At 73.1% G+C, this 16,514-nt stretch carries 12 protein-coding genes and 2 tRNA genes; 10 read left to right on the forward strand and 4 right to left on the reverse strand.

All coding sequences use genetic code 11. The annotated features are described in order from the left end of the window. Position 1: 1 nt before the first annotated feature. From BT341_RS23615 to BT341_RS23625, 3 genes are read left to right on the forward strand one after another with little or no spacing between them, the layout of a single operon-like run. Entirely contained in the window at positions 2-1,906 is a 1,905-nt protein-coding gene (locus BT341_RS23615) for a dipeptide/oligopeptide/nickel ABC transporter permease/ATP-binding protein (protein WP_072478356.1), read from the forward strand. Beyond that, positions 1,903-2,835 carry an ABC transporter ATP-binding protein gene (locus tag BT341_RS23620; protein ID WP_072478357.1) on the forward strand — a complete coding sequence of 311 codons (933 nt, stop codon included), beginning with the start codon at positions 1,903-1,905 and terminating at the stop codon, positions 2,833-2,835. The genes BT341_RS23615 and BT341_RS23620 overlap by 4 nt, the downstream gene beginning before the upstream one ends. A 27-nt stretch (positions 2,836-2,862) precedes the next feature. Further along, positions 2,863-6,201, forward strand: a complete 3,339-nt coding sequence (locus BT341_RS23625; RefSeq protein ID WP_072478358.1) for a serine hydrolase — start codon at positions 2,863-2,865, stop codon at positions 6,199-6,201. Between the two features lie 327 nt (positions 6,202-6,528). Here the strand turns inward: BT341_RS23625 and BT341_RS23630 are convergent, their stop codons facing one another. Continuing rightward, entirely contained in the window at positions 6,529-7,968 is a 1,440-nt protein-coding gene (locus BT341_RS23630) for a DHA2 family efflux MFS transporter permease subunit (RefSeq protein ID WP_072478359.1), read from the reverse strand. A 208-nt stretch (positions 7,969-8,176) separates the two neighbouring features. Here BT341_RS23630 and BT341_RS23635 point away from each other — a divergent pair. Beyond that, positions 8,177-8,251: transfer RNA gene (locus BT341_RS23635), tRNA-Val, on the forward strand. A 37-nt stretch (positions 8,252-8,288) separates the two neighbouring features. Next, positions 8,289-8,360, forward strand: a tRNA-Val gene (locus BT341_RS23640). Positions 8,361-8,874: 514 nt separating this feature from the next. On the opposite strand, the gene BT341_RS23645 is transcribed toward BT341_RS23640, so the two are convergent. Next, on the reverse strand, positions 8,875-9,474 hold the full coding sequence (locus tag BT341_RS23645; protein ID WP_072478360.1) for a TetR/AcrR family transcriptional regulator: 600 nt from the start codon (positions 9,472-9,474) through the stop codon (positions 8,875-8,877). Positions 9,475-9,581: 107 nt separating this feature from the next. On the opposite strand from BT341_RS23645, the gene BT341_RS23650 reads away from it, so the two are divergent. Together BT341_RS23650 and BT341_RS23655 are read left to right on the forward strand one after the other, a co-directional pair. After that, positions 9,582-10,334, forward strand: a complete 753-nt coding sequence (locus BT341_RS23650; RefSeq protein ID WP_072478361.1) for a class I SAM-dependent methyltransferase — start codon at positions 9,582-9,584, stop codon at positions 10,332-10,334. A 76-nt stretch (positions 10,335-10,410) separates the two neighbouring features. After that, on the forward strand, positions 10,411-10,662 hold the full coding sequence (locus tag BT341_RS23655; protein WP_072478362.1) for a DUF4287 domain-containing protein: 252 nt from the start codon (positions 10,411-10,413) through the stop codon (positions 10,660-10,662). Positions 10,663-10,805: 143 nt separating this feature from the next. Here the strand turns inward: BT341_RS23655 and lexA are convergent, their stop codons facing one another. Beyond that, positions 10,806-11,459, reverse strand: coding sequence for a transcriptional repressor LexA (lexA, locus tag BT341_RS23660; protein WP_072478363.1), 654 nt, complete (start codon positions 11,457-11,459; stop codon positions 10,806-10,808). A gap of 271 nt (positions 11,460-11,730) precedes the next feature. Between lexA and BT341_RS23665 the strand changes: the two genes are divergently transcribed. From BT341_RS23665 to BT341_RS23675, 3 genes are all read left to right on the forward strand, one after another. Further along, entirely contained in the window at positions 11,731-12,243 is a 513-nt protein-coding gene (locus BT341_RS23665) for a lytic polysaccharide monooxygenase auxiliary activity family 9 protein (protein ID WP_072478364.1), read from the forward strand. Positions 12,244-12,516: 273 nt separating this feature from the next. After that, the gene (locus BT341_RS23670; RefSeq protein ID WP_072478365.1) at positions 12,517-13,572 is read left to right on the forward strand and encodes a S1 family peptidase; all 1,056 of its coding nucleotides are present in this window, start codon (positions 12,517-12,519) and stop codon (positions 13,570-13,572) included. Positions 13,573-13,716: 144 nt separating this feature from the next. Beyond that, positions 13,717-14,751 carry an amidohydrolase family protein gene (locus BT341_RS23675; RefSeq protein WP_072478366.1) on the forward strand — a complete coding sequence of 345 codons (1,035 nt, stop codon included), beginning with the start codon at positions 13,717-13,719 and terminating at the stop codon, positions 14,749-14,751. A 411-nt stretch (positions 14,752-15,162) separates the two neighbouring features. On the opposite strand, the gene BT341_RS23680 is transcribed toward BT341_RS23675, so the two are convergent. Continuing rightward, positions 15,163-16,377, reverse strand: a complete 1,215-nt coding sequence (locus BT341_RS23680) for an MFS transporter (protein WP_072478367.1) — start codon at positions 16,375-16,377, stop codon at positions 15,163-15,165. Positions 16,378-16,514 lie beyond the last annotated feature (137 nt).

Genomic DNA, 16,514 nt, shown 5'->3' on the forward strand with positions numbered 1-16,514 from the left:
GATGGCACGACGACGCGGTTCGGTCTGGGCGGCGGCCGTGCGCACGCCGGTGGGCGCCTGCTCGGCGCTGCTGCTGGCGGCGGTCGTGGTGCTGGCGGTGCTCGCGCCGATCCTCTGGGGCGACGCGGCCGCGGCGATCGACACCGACGCGATCGGCCAGGGCCCGTCCGGGGCGCACCCGTTCGGCACCGACTCGCTCGGCCGCGACCTGTTGTTCCGCACGCTCGTGGCCACGCGGCTGTCCATCGGGCTGGCGGTGCTCGCCACGGCGATCGGTGTCGTCGCCGGCGTCGTCCTCGGGACGCTGCCCGCCGTGCTGCCGCGGTGGGCGGGCCGGCTGCTGACCGCCGTGGTCAACATCGCCGTCGCGTTCCCCGGGCTGCTGCTGGCGTTGTTCCTCGCGGTGATCTTCGGCGTGGGCACCCAGGGCGCGGTGCTGGCGATCGGGTTCGCGGTGGCGCCCGCGTTCGCCCGGCTCGTGCAGACGCTGTCGGCGTCGGTGAGCGGACGCGACTTCGTCGCGGCGGCGCGGGTTTCCGGTGTCGGCCGGATCCGGCTGCTCGCCCGGCACGTGCTGCCGAACATCGGCGAGCCGCTCGTCGTGAACGCGACGATCGGGGCGGGTTCGGCGCTGCTCGCCTTCGCCGGGCTGTCGTTCCTCGGGATCGGCGTGCAGGCGCCGGACTACGACTGGGGACGCCTGCTGCGGGAAGGCCTCGACGGCATCTACGTGAACCCGGTCGCGGCGCTCGCGCCCTGCGCCGCGGTGGTCCTGGCCGGGCTGTCGTTCAACCTGGCCGGGGAGACCGTGGCCGCGGTGGTCGGCCTGCGCACCCGGGCGACGCGGCGCGCGGCCGGTCCGCTGCCCGCGCCCCGCCCGTCGGCGGCGGAAACCCCCGATGCCGGCGCGGTGCTCGTGGTCGAGAACCTCCAGGTGGCCTTCCCGGGACCGGGCGGCTGGATCGTGCCGGTCCGCGGGGTGAGCTTCAGCGTCCGCGCCGGGGAAGCGATCGGGGTCGTCGGCGAGTCCGGCTCCGGCAAGAGCCTGACCGCGCTGGCCGTGTCCCGCCTGATCGAAGCGCCCGGCGTCGTCACCGCCGACCGGCTGGAGTTCGGCGGCAAGCCGCTGGCGGACGCGTCGGACCGCGAGCTCGGCACGGCGCTGGCGATGGTGTTCCAGGACCCGATGACGTCGTTCAACCCGGCCCGGCGCGTCGGCCGGCAGCTGGCCGAGGTGTCCGAGCAGCACCACGGCCTGTCGCGGCGCCAGGCGTTCGCCCGCGCGGTCGACCGGCTCGCCGCGGTGCGCGTCCCGGCCGCGGCGCGGCGGGCCCGCCAGTACCCGCACGAGTTCTCCGGCGGCATGCGGCAGCGGGCGATGATCGGCATGGGCCTGATGGGTGAGCCGAAGCTGGTCATCGCCGACGAGCCGACGACCGCGCTCGACGTCACCGTGCAGCGGCAGGTGCTGCGCCTGCTCGCCCGCACGCGGGAGACCGAAGGCGCGGCGATCCTGCTGATCAGCCACGACATCGCCGTGGTTTCCCAGACGTGCGAACGGATGCTGGTGATGTACGCCGGGCGCGTCGTGGAAGACCTGCCGACCGCGGCGCTGCCGGACGCGGCCCGGCACCCGTACACGCGGGCGCTGCTGGCCACGACGGTCGACCTCGAAACCGACCGCGAGGCGGCACTGGCCGTGATCCCCGGCCGCCCGCCCGAGCCGGACCAGGTGCCGCCGGGCTGCGCGTTCGCCGCCCGCTGCCCGCTGGCGAGCGACCGCTGCCGCGCCGAGGACCCGGTCCTCGCGCCGATGGCGCACGGCCACCGGGTCGCCTGCTGGCACCCGCACGAGACCGCGGTGACCGTCCTTTCCGGACAGTCGCGAGAGGAGGGTGCCGCGTGAGCGCACTGGAGTTCGACGTGGTGAGCGTCCGCTACGGCGGGCTGACCGCGGTCGACGGGGTCAGCCTGACCGTCCCGTCCGGGCAGGTCGTCGGCCTGGTCGGCGAGTCCGGCTCCGGCAAGTCGACGCTGGCGCGGGCGGCGGTCGGGCTCGCGCCGGTCAGTGCCGGCCGGGTGCTGCTCGACGGCACCGACGTGCGGCGGCTGCCCCGGCGCCGCCCGCTGCAGATGGTGTTCCAGGACCCGTATTCGTCGCTGGACCCGCGGATGGCCATCGGCGAGTCGATCACCGAGGCCATGCCCCGCGGGACTTCGCGCGCGGCGCGGCGGGCCGAGGTGACGCGGCTGCTCGAGCTGGTGAACCTGGACCCGGAACGCGCCGCCATGCTGCCCGGCCAGCTCTCCGGCGGCCAACGCCAGCGCGTGGCGCTCGCCCGCGCGCTCGCCGGGCAGCCGAAGGTGCTGATCGCCGACGAGATCACCTCGGCGCTGGACGTCTCGGTGCAGGGCGCCGTGCTCAACCTGGTCCGGGACGTGCAACGGCGGCTGGCGCTGTCGATGCTGTTCATCTCGCACAACCTCGCCGTCGTGCGGTACGTCAGCGACATCGTCGCGGTGATGTACCTCGGCCGGATCGTCGAAGCCGGGCCCGCGGAGCAGGTGCTGTCGGACCCGCGGCACCCGTACACGCGGGACCTGCTGGCCGCGGCGCCCTCGGCGCACCGCCGCCTGCTCGACGACACCGGCGACGACGCGCTCGCCGACACCGAACCGGCCGACCCGCACCACCCGCCCGCCGGCTGCCGCTACCACCCGCGGTGCCCGATCGGCCCGCTCGTGCACACCGACCGCACCGTCTGCACCCAGGCCGACCCGGCCGACGGCGCCGCGCACCGGCCGCACCGCGCGGCCTGCCACTTCGCCGCGTGAGACCCGTTATCCCACAAGGAGACCCGCATGACCCGACGCCTCGGCCTCGACGACCTGTACACGCTGGAGTTCCCCGAGCAACCGGCGATCTCGCCCGACGGCACCCGCATCGTGTACGTGCTGCGCACCGCCGACCGCGACCGGGACGAGGACACCCGGTCGCTCTGGCAGGTGCCGGCGGCCGGGGACGGCGAGGCGCGCCGGCTCACCCGGGGCACGGCCGACGTCGCACCGGCGTTCGCCCCGGACGGCACGCGGCTCGCGTTCCTGCGCGCCCAGGACGGCCCGGCGCAGCTGTGGCTGCTGCCCGCCGACGGCGGCGAACCCGAGCAGGTCACCACGCTCCCGCTCGGCGCGGGCACCCCGGTGTGGCGCCCCGACGGCGCCGAGATCGCCTTCAGCGCCCCGGTCGACCTCGCCGCCGACGAAGGTGAGGACGACAGCGCGCGGGCCCGCCGCGCGAGCGCCCCGGTGGTCGCCGACCGGCTCGACTTCAAGGCCGACGGCGCCGGGCTGCTGCGCACGCTGCGCAAGCACGTCCACGTCCTCGACGTCGCCACCGGCGAGGTCCGGCAGGTCACGTCCGGCGACTGGCACGCGGGCGACCCGGCCTGGTCGCCGGACGGCACCCGGCTGGCCTTCCCGGCGGCCCGGGACGCCGACGCCGACCTGACCTTCCGATCGGGCGTCTACGTCCTCGAGCCCGGCGACCGCACCGCCGAACCGCGCCTGGCCGGTTCCGGCGAAGGCATGGCCGGGCCGGTCACCTGGACCGCCGACGGCGCGGCGGTGCTCGTCGTCGGACGCCGCGACACCGCCGCGGGGCACACCGGCCTGCTGCGGGTGCCGGTGGACGGCGGCGAGACCGCCGACCTGGCCGCGTCGCTCGACCGCAACGTCATGCCGGGTGGCCCGGGGTATCCCGGCGCGCTCCCGCAGCTCGCCGGGTCCACCGTGCTGTTCTGCGTCCGGGACCGCGGCTGCACGCACCTCTACGCCGTCGGCTCCGGAGGTGGCGAGCCGCGGCGGGTCGCCGGCGAAAACGGGACCGCCGTGGCGGGCCTGAGCGTCGCCGGGAACACGGCGGCGATCGTGCTGGCCACACCCACGTCCTACGGCGAGATCGCCACGGTCGACCTGACCGGGGGAGCGGTGGCGGTGCGCACCGCGCACAGCCCGGCCGACATCGAGCTGTTCCGCCACGAGGAGCGGGAGTTCACCGTCTCCGACGGCACGGTCGTGCACGGCTGGCTGCTGCGCGACCCCGCCGTCACCGGACCGCGGCCGCTGCTGCTGGACATCCACGGCGGCCCGCACAACGCGTGGAACGGCACCGCCGACGCCGTGCACCTGTATCACCAGCGGCTCGCCGCCCAGGGCTGGGCGGTGCTGCTGCTCAACCCGCGCGGCAGCGACGGCTACGGCGAAGCGTTCTACACCGCCGCGATCGGCGCCTGGGGCCTGGCCGACGCGAAGGACTTCCTCGAGCCGCTCGACCAGCTCGTCGCCGAAGGGGTGGCGGACGCGCGCCGGCTCGCCGTGGCCGGCTACAGCTACGGCGGCTACATGACCTGCTACCTGACCAGCCGCGACGACCGGTTCGCCGCGGCCGTCGCGGGCGGGGTGGTGAGCGACGTGGTGAGCATGGCGGGCACGTCCGACAGCGGGCACTACCTCGGCGTCGGCGAGCTGGGGGCCGTCCCGGCGGAAAACCGGGCGCACTACGCCGCGCTTTCCCCGCTGGCGCAGGTGGAAAAGGTGCGCACGCCGACCCTGGTGGTGCACGGCGCCGCCGACGACCGGTGCCCGGCCGGGCAGGCCGAGCAGTGGTTCACCGCGCTGCGCGAGCAGGGCGTGCCGACCCGGCTGGTGCTCTACCCCGGCGCGTCACACCTGTTCATCCTCGACGGGAAGCCGTCGCACCGGATGGACTTCAACCGCCGGATCCTCGACTGGGTCGGCCGGTACGCGGGCGAGCCGGGCAAGCCGGCGCGGGTGCCGCTCGACGTCGCGCACTGGCGGCGGCGCCTCGCCGAGCTCGCGCGCAAGCACCGCGTGCCCGGGGCGACGCTCGGCATCCTGCGCGGCGACGACCAGGTCGTGGCGAGCTGCGGCGTGCTGAACAAGGCGACCGGGGTCGAGGTCACCGACGACTCGGTGTTCCAGATCGGGTCGATCACCAAGGTGTGGACGGCGACCGTCGCGATGCAGCTGGTCGACGAAGGCCTGCTGCGGCTGGACGCGCCGATCGCCGACGTGCTGCCGGAGCTGCGGCTGGCCGACCCCGACGTCACGAAGAAGGTGACGCTGCGGCACCTGCTGACGCACACGAGCGGCATCGACGGCGACGTGTTCACCGACACCGGCCGCGGCGACGACTGCGTCGAGAAGTACGTGGAGGTGCTCGACCAGGCGGCGCAGACGCACCCGCTGGGCGCGACGCTGTCGTACTGCAACTCGGGCTTCGTCCTCGCCGGGCGCGTGATCGAGAAGCTGACGGGCAAGACGTGGGACGCGGCCCTGCGCGAGCGGCTGTTCACCCCGCTGGGGCTCACCCGCACGGGGACCCTGCCGGAGGAGGCGCTGCTGTTCCGCGCGGCGATGGGCCACGTGGCGGCGGGCGACGAACAGCCCCAGCCGGCGCCCGCGTGGGGCCTGCCGCGCTCGGCGGGCCCGGCGGGGCTGATCACGGCGTCGGCGGCGGACGTCCTGGCGTTCGCGCGCCTGCACCTGACGGGCGGCCTGGGCCCGGACGGCACGCGGCTGCTGTCGGCGGAGTCGGCGGCGGCCATGACGGCGGAACAGGCCGAGATGCCGGACAAGCACACGCTCGGCGACTCGTGGGGCCTCGGCTGGATCCGCTTCGGCTGGGACGGCCACCGCCTGATCGGCCACGACGGCAACACGATCGGGCAGTCGGCGTTCCTGCGGGTGCTGCCGGAGCAGGAAATGGCGGTCACGCTGCTCACCAACGGCGGCAGTGCCCACGACCTGTACGAGGAGCTGTACCGGGAGATCTTCGCGGAGCTGGCCGGAGTGGCGATGCCGCGTCCGCTGGAGCCGCCGGCGGCGCCGCCGGCGGTGGACGTGGCGGAGTACCTCGGCGTGTACGAGCGGGAGTCGATGCGGATCGAGATCCTGACGCGCGAGGGCAAGCTCCGGATCCGCCAGACGGTGACGGGTTCCCTGGCGGAACTGGTCCCGGACCCGACAACGGAGGACGAGCTGGTCCCGATCGCCCCGGGCCACTTCGCCCACCGCCCGGCGGGCATGCGGGGCTGGGTGTCGGTGACGTTCTACACGCTGCCGACGGGGGAGCGGTACCTGCACACCGGAGTGCGGGCGACGCCGAAGGTCAAGGACTAGCCGGCACGGCCCGTTCCGACCCGGTGCCGGTCGTGAGCGGGAAACAGGGTCAGAACACCGTTTCCCGCTCACGACCAGCACGGCGGCATGAGCCCGGTCACGTCGGGAACATCGGCGTGCGCCGAGCGTTGTACCCCTTGTCGGTACGGTGGAGTCCCCGGGCCTCACCCCTTGCCTTCACGGAACACCGGTCCGCCCGGAGCCGTGTCGCGCCACTCGCCGCGAGGCGACCCCCGTACCGGCCTCGAACTCCCGCTTCCGCTCGCAGGTCTCCCCCCAGCCTTCGCCGGGCGGAAGCGGGACCGGCGTCCGAAGTGGACGCCTCGCTCAGTGCGAGGCCGTCGTCCCCGTCGAGCGCCGGATCAGCCAGGTGCCCGCGAAGGCGACCAGCCCGACCACCCCGGCCACCACGAACGCGGCCCGCAGCCCGGCCGCGTCCGGGCTCCCGGCGGTCGTGTCGGCACTGCCGAGCGTCGCCACGCTCACGAACACCGCCGTGCCCAGCGCGCCCGCCACCTGCTGCAGCGTCGACAGGATCGCGCTCCCGTGCGAGTACAGGTGATCCGGCAGCACGCCCAGCGACTCGGTGAACAGCGGCGTCATCATCAGCCCGAGCCCCGCCATCAGCAGCACGTGGATGCCGATCACCGCGATCAGCGGCGACGCCGGCCCCAGCGTCGTGAACAGCCACAGCGACCCGGCCATCGCCGCCGCGCCCGGGATCACCAGCGGACGGGCCCCCACCTTGTCGAACAGCGCCCCCACCGGACGGCCCAGCAGCCCCAGCACCAGACCACCGGGCAGCACCGCCAGCCCGCTGACGAACGTGCTCGTGTGCAGCACCGTCTGCAGGTACAGCGGCAGCAGGATCGCCGCCGCGCCGATCAGGCACACGAACAGCAGCGCCGTCAGCACCAGCGCCACCACGAAACTCCGGTGCGTGAACGGCCGCAGGTCCAGCAGCGCCCGGTCCCGGCGCTGCAGCCGCAGCTGCCGCCACGTGAACACCACCAGCGCGGCCACGCCCACGACGATCGGCACCCACGACGGCACCAGCGGCTCCGCCCCGGCCTGCTCACCGCTCGCCGACAGCCCGTACAGCACGCCGCCGAACCCGATCGCCGACAGCAGCACCGACGGCACGTCCAGCGGCACCCGCCGCGTCTCGCTGTCCAGCCGCAGCTGCAGCGCACCGGCCACCAGCGCCGCCACCGAAAGCGGCAGCACGATCCAGAACATCCAGCGCCAGCCCAGACCCGACAGGACCGCGCCACCGATCGTCGGCCCGATCGCGGGCGCGACCGCGATGACGATCGTGATCGTGCCCATCGTCGCGCCCCGCCGCTCCGGCGGCACCAGCCGCATCACCGTCGTCATCAGCAGCGGCAGCATCACCGCCGTGCCGCACGCCTGCACCACGCGCCCGGCCATCAGCATCCCGAACCCGGGCGCCAGGCCGCACAGCAACGTCCCGAGGCTGAACGCCGACAGCGAGAACAGGAACACCTGCCGCGGCGAGAACCGCTCCAGCAGGAACCCGGTGGTGGGAATGACGACGGCCATCGTCAGCAGGAACCCGCTGGTCAGCCACTGCACGGTCGTCGTCGGCACCCGCAGGTCGACGGTCAGGTCGCGCAACGCGACACTCAGGATCGTCTCGTTCAGGATCATCACGAACGCGGACAGCACCAGGACCCCGATGAGGAGTCCCGCGCGCACCGGAGCGCGAGGCAGGTCGGCGGGCGGAGTGGACACGGTGTCGGTCATCGAGGCGGAAGCTCCAGGTCGGCCGCGCCGGCGGAATGGCCGCCTTCGAGGCCGGCGACGGTCGGGAGGAAGGCGGGTGTCCCTGCAGTCTGCCCGTTTCGGCCCCTTCGTGTCACGGCGATTTCCGCCGTGCGCGCGGTCACACCCCACCCCCCGCTGGCGCTCCGCAGGCATCCGATATGCTTCCGCGAGTACGGAGATCCGCCGCGCGCGATTAGCTCAGCGGGAGAGCGCTTCCCTGACACGGAAGAGGTCACTGGTTCAATCCCAGTATCGCGCACCACGAGTCCACCCCCGGACCTCGTGGAAATCCGCACCACGGGCGATTAGCTCAGGGGGAGAGCGCTTCGTTCACACCGAAGAGGTCACTGGTTCGATCCCAGTATCGCCCACGAGATGGCTGAGAGGGCTGTGTCCACGGAGTGCGTGGACCTCAGCCCTCTCTTTGTGTCTTGTGGGGGCCCAGCCCCCACGCCCCGGCCGGGGGCACGCCCCCGGACCCCCTTCGCGTGGTCGCGTCGGCATCCCGGCCGTCGGTTCGCCCCGGGGGCGGTAACGGACCTGCCACCCGTTCGCCCTGGGCGGCTACGGCCCGGCGCGGGTCGGCCTGGGGTGGCTACGGCCCGGCGCGGGTCGGGCTTGGGGGCTACGACCCGGCGCGGGTCGGGCCTTGAGGCGGTTATGGACCCGCCACCCATTCGCCCTAGGCGGCTACGGCCCGGCGCCCGTTGGCCTTGGGGCGGCTACGACCCGGCGCAGGTTGGCGTTGGGCGGTTATGGACCGGCGCCCGTTGGCCTTGGGGCGGCTACGGCCCGGCGCTGGTTGGCGTTGGGGCGGTTATGGACCGGCGCCGGTTGGCCTTGGGGCGGCCGCGGGCCCGGCCGCCGGTTGTCCTTTGTGGACCTTTACAGCAGTCTCCGCTGGACCACGTCCGCCGTGATCGTCGTGACCACCTTCGTCAGCTCTTCGCCGCTTGGCCGCGTTCCTCGGCGGCGGCCCGCGAACACCAGGTGACCCGCTCCCACCAGGGACAACCCCAGCGACTCCACGTCCGCGTCCGCCGCGATGCGGCCCAGCGCCCGCTCCTCCGCCAGGTAACCCGCCAGCATCTCGCGCGCTTCCGCCAAAAGCGGTAACCCCTCGCCCCGGCCGCGCACCCTCGCCCGCAGCTCGTCACGGAAGAACACCAAGCTCGTCAACGCCAGCGCCACCGGGTCGAACACCTCCGCCAGCGCGTCCACCAGGTTCGCCGCCACCGTCCGCGTCCCCGCCGCCGCCCGCAGCAGCGCCCCCTGATCCGACACGCGCGCGATCCGGTCGGTCACCAGCTCCGCCAGGAACGCGTCGAAATCCGCGAAATGCCGGTGCAGCACGCCCTTCGCCACGTCCGCCTCCGCCGTCACCGCCCGGCTCGTCAGCCCGCTCGGACCGTCCCGCAGCAGCACCCGCTCGGCCGCGTCGAACAGCTGCTTGCGCACATCACGCAGGTGCACCCCGGTCGGCATGCCCCCATTCTCCGTTACGCCCCCGGCGAACGCCCACACGGTTGCCCGAGTGGGCAAGCGCCCATTAAAGTGGGCGCATGCCCACTCAACCTCATGAAGCGCGGCGGGTGGCCGAGTCCTTCGGCGTCGACGCCGACCGTTACGACCGTGCCCGTCCGAGCTACCCCCGCGAGCTGGTCGACCGGATCGTCGCCGCGAGTCCCGGTCTCGACGTCCTCGACGTCGGCTGCGGCACCGGCATCGAAGCGCGGCAGTTCCGCGACGCCGGCTGCCGGGTGCTCGGCGTCGACCCCGACGCGCGGATGGCCGATTTCGCGCGCGCCGGCGGCATCGACGTCGAGGTGGCGACGTTCGAGGACTGGGACACCGGCGGCCGCACCTTCGACGCGGTCGTCGCCGGTCAGGCGTGGCACTGGGTCGACCCCGTCGTGGGCCCGGCCAAGGCGGCCGGGGTGCTGCGCCCCGGTGGGCTGCTCGCCCTCTTCGCGCACGTCTTCCAGCCGCCGGCCGCGGTCGCGGACGCTCTCGCCGAAGGCTACCGGCGGGTGCTGCCCGACTCGCCGTTCGCGGGGGAGTCCCGGAGTGCGGCCGAGATCTACGACGTCATGTTCACCCGGTTCGGTGACGGGATCCGCGAGTCGGGCCGCTTCGATGAGCCCGAGCGCTGGCGGTTCACCTGGGAGCGGTCGTACACGCGGGACGAGTGGCTGGACTTCCTGCCCACGACGGGCGGTCTCACCGGCCTGGCCCCGGACGCGCTGGCGGACGTGCTCGCCGGTGTCGGCGCGGCGATCGACGCGCTCGGCGGCCGGTTCGTGCTGCCGTACACGACGCTCGCGGTGGTCGCGAAGAAGTCTTGACAAAAAAAGTTGTCGGTGCGACTTTGGTGATACGTAGCCAGAACCGAAGAACCTTCGGCCAGATGCGGGAGTCACCATGTCTTTCCAGGCCTACCTCGACAACGCCGAGCAGCAGACCGGCATCACCCCGCGCGCCTTCCTCGCGCTGGCGGCGGAGAAGAACCTCACGAAGCACGGCGAAGTCGTCACGTGGCTGAAGACTGAACACGGCCTCGGCCACGGCCACGCGACGGCGATCGCGCGTCTGGTCACGAAGGGGCCCGACTTCGTGGCCGAGCACCACACCGGCGGAGTGCTCCACCTCGACGGCCTTGCCGCCCGGTCGTGACCACGCGGCCGGCCCGCCGGAGACTGCGGGGCGTGCGGCGGTGACACACCGGCACGTCCCTTCGGCGCGCACCGGTGCCTCGGCCGGCCTGGAGGCCGGCGGATGGCGACGCTCGCGCTCGCCGGTCACCCCGATGAAGCCGGTCAGACGCTCCGCAGCACCGAGACGACCACACCCAGGATCGCCGCCCGGTCGCCGTCGATGACCTCGTAGGCCGGGTTGCGGGGCTCGAGGTACACGTGGCCGTTGCGGCGGCGGTACACCTTGACCGTCGCCTCCTCGTCGATCATCGCCGCGACGATCTGCCCGGAGTGCGCCTCGGTCTGCTGCTTCACCACGACGATGTCGCCGTCGCAGATGGCGGCGTCGATCATCGAGTCGCCGCGCACCCGCAGGCCGAAGACCGTGCCGCGCCCGGTGAGGCCGCGCGGCAGCTTCATGACGTCGTCGACGTGTTCCACGGCCGAGATCGGCGTGCCGGCGGCGATGTCGCCGACGACGGGCACCGGCACCGAGTCGCCGTCCTCGCGCGCTTCGCCGCCCTGGAGGAACGCGCGGACGTCGATCGGCCGCGACACGGTGGCACCGCGGCGCAGGAAACCCTTGTCCTCCAGGCTCGCCAGGTGCTTCGACACCGACGACGTCGACTGCAGCCCGACCGCCTCGCCGATCTCGCGGGTGCTGGGGGAGTAGCCGTGCCGGACCACCCAGTCCCGGATCGCCACCAGGATCTTCTGCTGCCGTTCCGGCAGGGCCGAGGGGTCGAGGTGCTCGAACGTGTCGTCGTAGGTGGTCACCGGCGGAATCCTAGAGGCAGGCGGTCCGCGCGCCGCCGCCCGGTCCGCCCGGCGGGTCCCGCTGACCGGAACATCGGGTGACAGTTGGCGCCTTACCAACATGAGGCAAGACTTTGCCAGCCGTTGACCTTTGTAACGATCCGACGTATGGTCTAGACCACAATTTCCTCGCTCGCCGCCCTTTCCCGTTCGCGGCGGACCGCACGCCCGGTCCGGCCCGCGGTTCCGCCGTGCCCGGCGGACGGCGAGCCTGTCCGGAGAAGGAGCTGGTATGAACCGCAAACTGGCCGCGGCCGCGGCGGGCGCGCTGCTCGCCCCGGTGCTGGTGGTGGCGAACCCCGCCGGGATCGCGAGCGCGCACGGCTACGTCAACTCCCCGGCGAGCAGGCAGGCGCAGTGCGCCCAGCACACGGTGCCCTGCGGCAGCGTCCAGTACGAACCCCAGAGCGTGGAAGGGCCGAAGGGCCTGAAGTCCTGCAACGGCGGTCTCGCCCGGTTCGCCGAGCTCAACGACGACAGCAAGGGCTGGCACGCGACGCCGGTCGGCCGCACGGTGACGTTCACGTGGACCTTCACCGCGCGCCACCGCACGGCGAACTACGAGTACTACATCGGCAACCAGAAGATCGCCGACATCAGCGGCAACAATCAGCAGCCGCCGTCGACCGTGTCGCACCAGGTGAACCTGGGCAGCCACACCGGACGCCAGAAGGTGCTGGCGGTCTGGAACATCGCGGACACGGCGAACGCGTTCTACTCCTGTATCGATCTGCAGGTGAGCTGAGTTCCCGCCCGTCCGGGGTGCGCGTCCCCGGGCGGGCCGCTCTCAGTGTCCTCACAGCGGCTTTCGTGGACAATGCGGCGAACCCCGTCCGATGTGGACGGGGCATGCTGCGTCGCGCACAATGGGCCGCACACGCTTTCCCCGCCGATTTCCGAGCGCGACTTTAGTGGGTGGAAGGCCCGCTTCCCGAGCGCCTACGCTGACCGCTGCGCGCGCTTTCGGAAAAAAGCACCGGTGTGTCATCACCCCATCCCACGAGTATGGAGATGACCCATGTCCATTGCATTTCCGGTTTCCCGGTTCCGGCGCGGTGGCGCGATCTGCGCGGCCGCGGCGCTCGCCGCCGGGTTCGCCCTCACCGCGCCGTCCCCGGCGTCCGCCGCGGAGCCGATGAGCGCCCGCGCCGCGACGGCGCTCGGCGAACGGCTCACGAGCGCGCTCGGCGACCGCACCGTGGGCGCCTACTACGAAAACGCCCACCTCGTCGTCACGGTGACCGACGCGGCGGCGGCCGGGCAGGTCCGCGCCGCCGGTGCGCTGCCGCGGCTGGTGCCCTTCCGCGCTTCCGAGCTGGCCGCCGTGACCGGTGAGCTGAACCGCGCCGAGCGCGTCCCCGGCACGGCGTGGCGGATCGACCCCCGCACCGGGCAGGTGCGGGTGACCGCCGACCCCACGGTCACCGGCGCGGCGCTGGCCCGGCTGACGGCGGCGGTGCACGGCTTCGGCGCCAAGGCCCGCCTCGAACGCACCGCGGCCCGGCTGCGTCCGCTGCTCAGCGGCGGGGACGCGATCTGGGGCCAGGGCCTGCGCTGCTCGCTCGGCTTCAACGTGCACGACTCGAGCGGCAACCCGGGCTTCCTCACGGCGGGCCACTGCGGGGTCGCCACGAACGACTGGTGGGCCGATTCCGCGAACTACCAGCACATCGCGAGTACGCAGGCGGCCGACTTCCCGGGCACGGACTACTCCTACGCCGCCTACGACCCGGGCGCCGAAGGACCCAGCGCGGTCAACACGGGCCAGGAGATCACCGGCGCCGGCGACGCTTCGGTCGGCGAGCAGGTGACGCGCAGCGGTTCGACCAGCGGCGTCCATTCCGGCACCGTCACCGGTCTCGACGCGACGGTGAACTACGAAGAGGGCAGCGTCTCCGGCCTGATCGACACCGACGTCTGCGCCGAGCCGGGCGACAGCGGCGGCGCGTTGTTCGACGGCGCGACGGCGATCGGCCTGACCTCCGGCGGCAGCGGCGACTGCCAATCCGGCGGCGAGACGTTCTTCCAGCCGGTCCCCGCGGCGCTGCGGGCGTACGGGCTGACCTTGCCCTGATCCGCACGGTCTTCCCGCCGGCCGCCCGGCCGGCGGGAAGACCCGGTGTAATACCGATGGCAACACCGGGTTGCTTCCATTGATCACATCAGTGATACGTTTGGACTGGTATCGCTGGAAACACAGATCAAGGGAGCGTGGGACATGCCCGGGAAGCTGCGCATCGTCGGCCTCGAGGAACACGTGGTGCTGCCCGTCCTGGAGGACGCCTGGCAGAAGGCCGGACTCCGGCCGAACGTCTACGGTGACGACCACCCGGTCACCCGCCGGCTGCGCGACGTCGGCGAAGGGCGCCTGGCCGACATGGACGACCAGGGCATCGACACGGCGGTGCTGTCGCTGGCCGCGCCAGGCGTGCAGAACCTCCCGGCGGCCGACGCCGTGAGCGTCGCGCGTGCGGCCAACGACGCGCTCGCCGAGATCGTCGCGACCCATCCTGAGCGGTTCCAGGCCTTCGCGGCCGTCCCGACGTCCTCGCCCGAAGCCGCCGCGGCGGAACTGGAGCGCGCGGTCACCGGACTCGGTTTCCGCGGCGCGATGCTGTACGGCCGGACCGGCGACAAACTGGCCGACGCGCCGGAGTTCGACGACCTTTACGCGACCGCGGAACGGCTCCGCGTGCCGCTGCACTTCCACCCGCAGCCCCCGGTACGGGCGGTCCAGGAGGCGTACTACTCCGGCCTGCCCCACGGAGTCGGGCCGGTGCTGGCGACCGCGGGGGTCGGCTGGTACTACGACCTGGGCGTGCAGTACCTGCGGATGATCTTCGCCGGGGTGTTCGACCGCCACCCCGATCTGCAGGTGATCGCCGGGCACTGGGGCGAGGTCGTCCTGTTCTACCTCGACCACATCGGCTACCTGCGCGACATGGCGCGGCTGGAGCGGCCGCTGGCCGGCTACTTCCGCGAGAACTTCTGGGTGGCCGGCAGCGGCACGGTCAGCGAGCGCTACCTGCGCTGGACGGCCGAGGTCGTCGGCACCGGCCGCATGCTCTACTCGACCGACTACCCCTACACCTTCGGCACCCGCCCCGGCGGCTTCCCGTACCTGGACACCAGCGGGGGAGTGGCCCGGTCGTTCCTCGAGAACGCGCCGTTCACCGAGGAGGAGAAGGCGGCCATCGGATCGGGCAACTGGGAGCGGCTGACCGGCCACCTCCCGCCCCGGCGTCAGCCTTGACCGGCGGCGAAGAGCCCATGGCCGGGGGTGCGGACGCGGGCCGGGTCGTCGGCCCGTCTGGCGGCGGCGACCCGGTCCCGTGCCGGGCCGCCGGCCGGACGCGGACAAGGGCAGGGCGCTGACGGGGTCGAGGTGCCGGCCGCCACCGTGACGCGTTCGGCACGGAGCGACCGGCGCGCCGGGACGCCGGAACAGCGGGCTGCGGACCGGCCCACCGCACGACGGCCGCGACGTCCTCGGCCGGGCCCGGGCGCAGCACCGCCTCGGGGACCGCGTGCACGAGATGCCCGAAGCCGTCCGCGGCCCGCCGGCGCGTGGCCGGGTCGCGCACCAGTGCGCCGTCGAGCCGTGGCGGGGCCGCGGAGCCGACCTTGTCCACAGTGGACACCTCGTCGGGACCGGCGGCCGGGTTCACGGCTGCGCGACCTCGTCCTCAGCCGATGCCGGAGCGGCGCCGTCGCGGTGGGCGCCGAAAGCGGTCAGCAGCGCGACGGCCGTCAACGCGACGCCGAACCACACCGCGCCGGTGGTTCCGAACCCCGTCGCGAACAGCCCGCCCAGCAGCGCGCCCAGCGCGATGGAGATGTTGTAACCCATGGTGTTGAGCGACATCGCGGCTTCGAAGGTGTCCGGGGCCGCGGCGAGCATCATGTTGACCTGGCAGAGGTTCGCCGCGCCGAACGACACGCCCCACAGCACCACCGCCACGGCCAGGCCGGCCGGGCCGGTGCCGATCAGCAGGACCAGCAGCAGCGACCCGACGAGGCCCGTGCAGGCCGCGATGAACGTCGCGCGCATGTTCGTGGTGACCGTGTGCCCGGCGACGAAGTTGCCGGCCGCGCCGCCGACCCCGAAGACGATCAGCAGCCCGGTGATCCACACCGGCGACATCCCGGCCCGCTGCTCCATCAGGGGCCGGATGAACGTGTAGGCGCCGAAGTGCCCGAGCACGTACAGCGCGACGGTCGTCATCACGACCCTCAGCCGCCCGTTGCGCAGCGGCAGCGCGAACACCTCCCGTACCGGGACGGCGCTGCGGGACGGCAGCGACGGCAGCGTGAGCACGACGGCGAGGAGCACCACCACGCTCAGGCCGCTCCAGATGAGGAACGTGGTGCGCCAGCCGGTCAGGCTCTCGATGAACGTGCCCAGCGGCATGCCCGCGACGGTCGCGATCGACATGCCCGACAGCACCACCGCGGCGGCCTTGCTCGCCTTGTCGCCGGGCACGAGCCGCATCGCCATGGCGACGCCGATCGCCCAGAACACGCCGTGCGCGAAACCGGTCACCAGCCGGGCGGCGAGCACGACCGGGAAGTTCGGCGAGACGGCCGTGACGAGGTTGCCGAGCGCCATGATCACCAGCAGCGCGGCGAGGAGCGCGCGGCGGTTCACCGTGCGGCTCCAGGCCACCAGGAACGGCACCCCGACTCCGGCCGAGATGCCGTACAGCGTCACCATCATGCCCGCGAGGCCGACGGAGACGGACAGGCCAGCGCTGATCGGGGTGAGCAGCCCGACGGGCATCAGTTCGGTGGTGACGAAGACGAACAGGCTCGCGGTGATGGCCGCGACGCCCGCCCACGCCCGGGTCGACGCGCGCGGGACAGTACGGGATGTGGTCATGGATGTCCTTCGGAACATCCCTGCGCAGACAGGGAAATCGAGCGGAAAGCCGCGATGGTGCCTCGCGGGTGGCTGGGCCACGATCCGAGTTTCGCCGCCGGCGAGCGATGAGTCCAACGCAATGTCGTCACCTCAGC

The sequence above is a fragment of the Amycolatopsis australiensis genome (genome assembly GCF_900119165.1).
GTDB lineage: Bacteria > Actinomycetota > Actinomycetes > Mycobacteriales > Pseudonocardiaceae > Amycolatopsis > Amycolatopsis australiensis.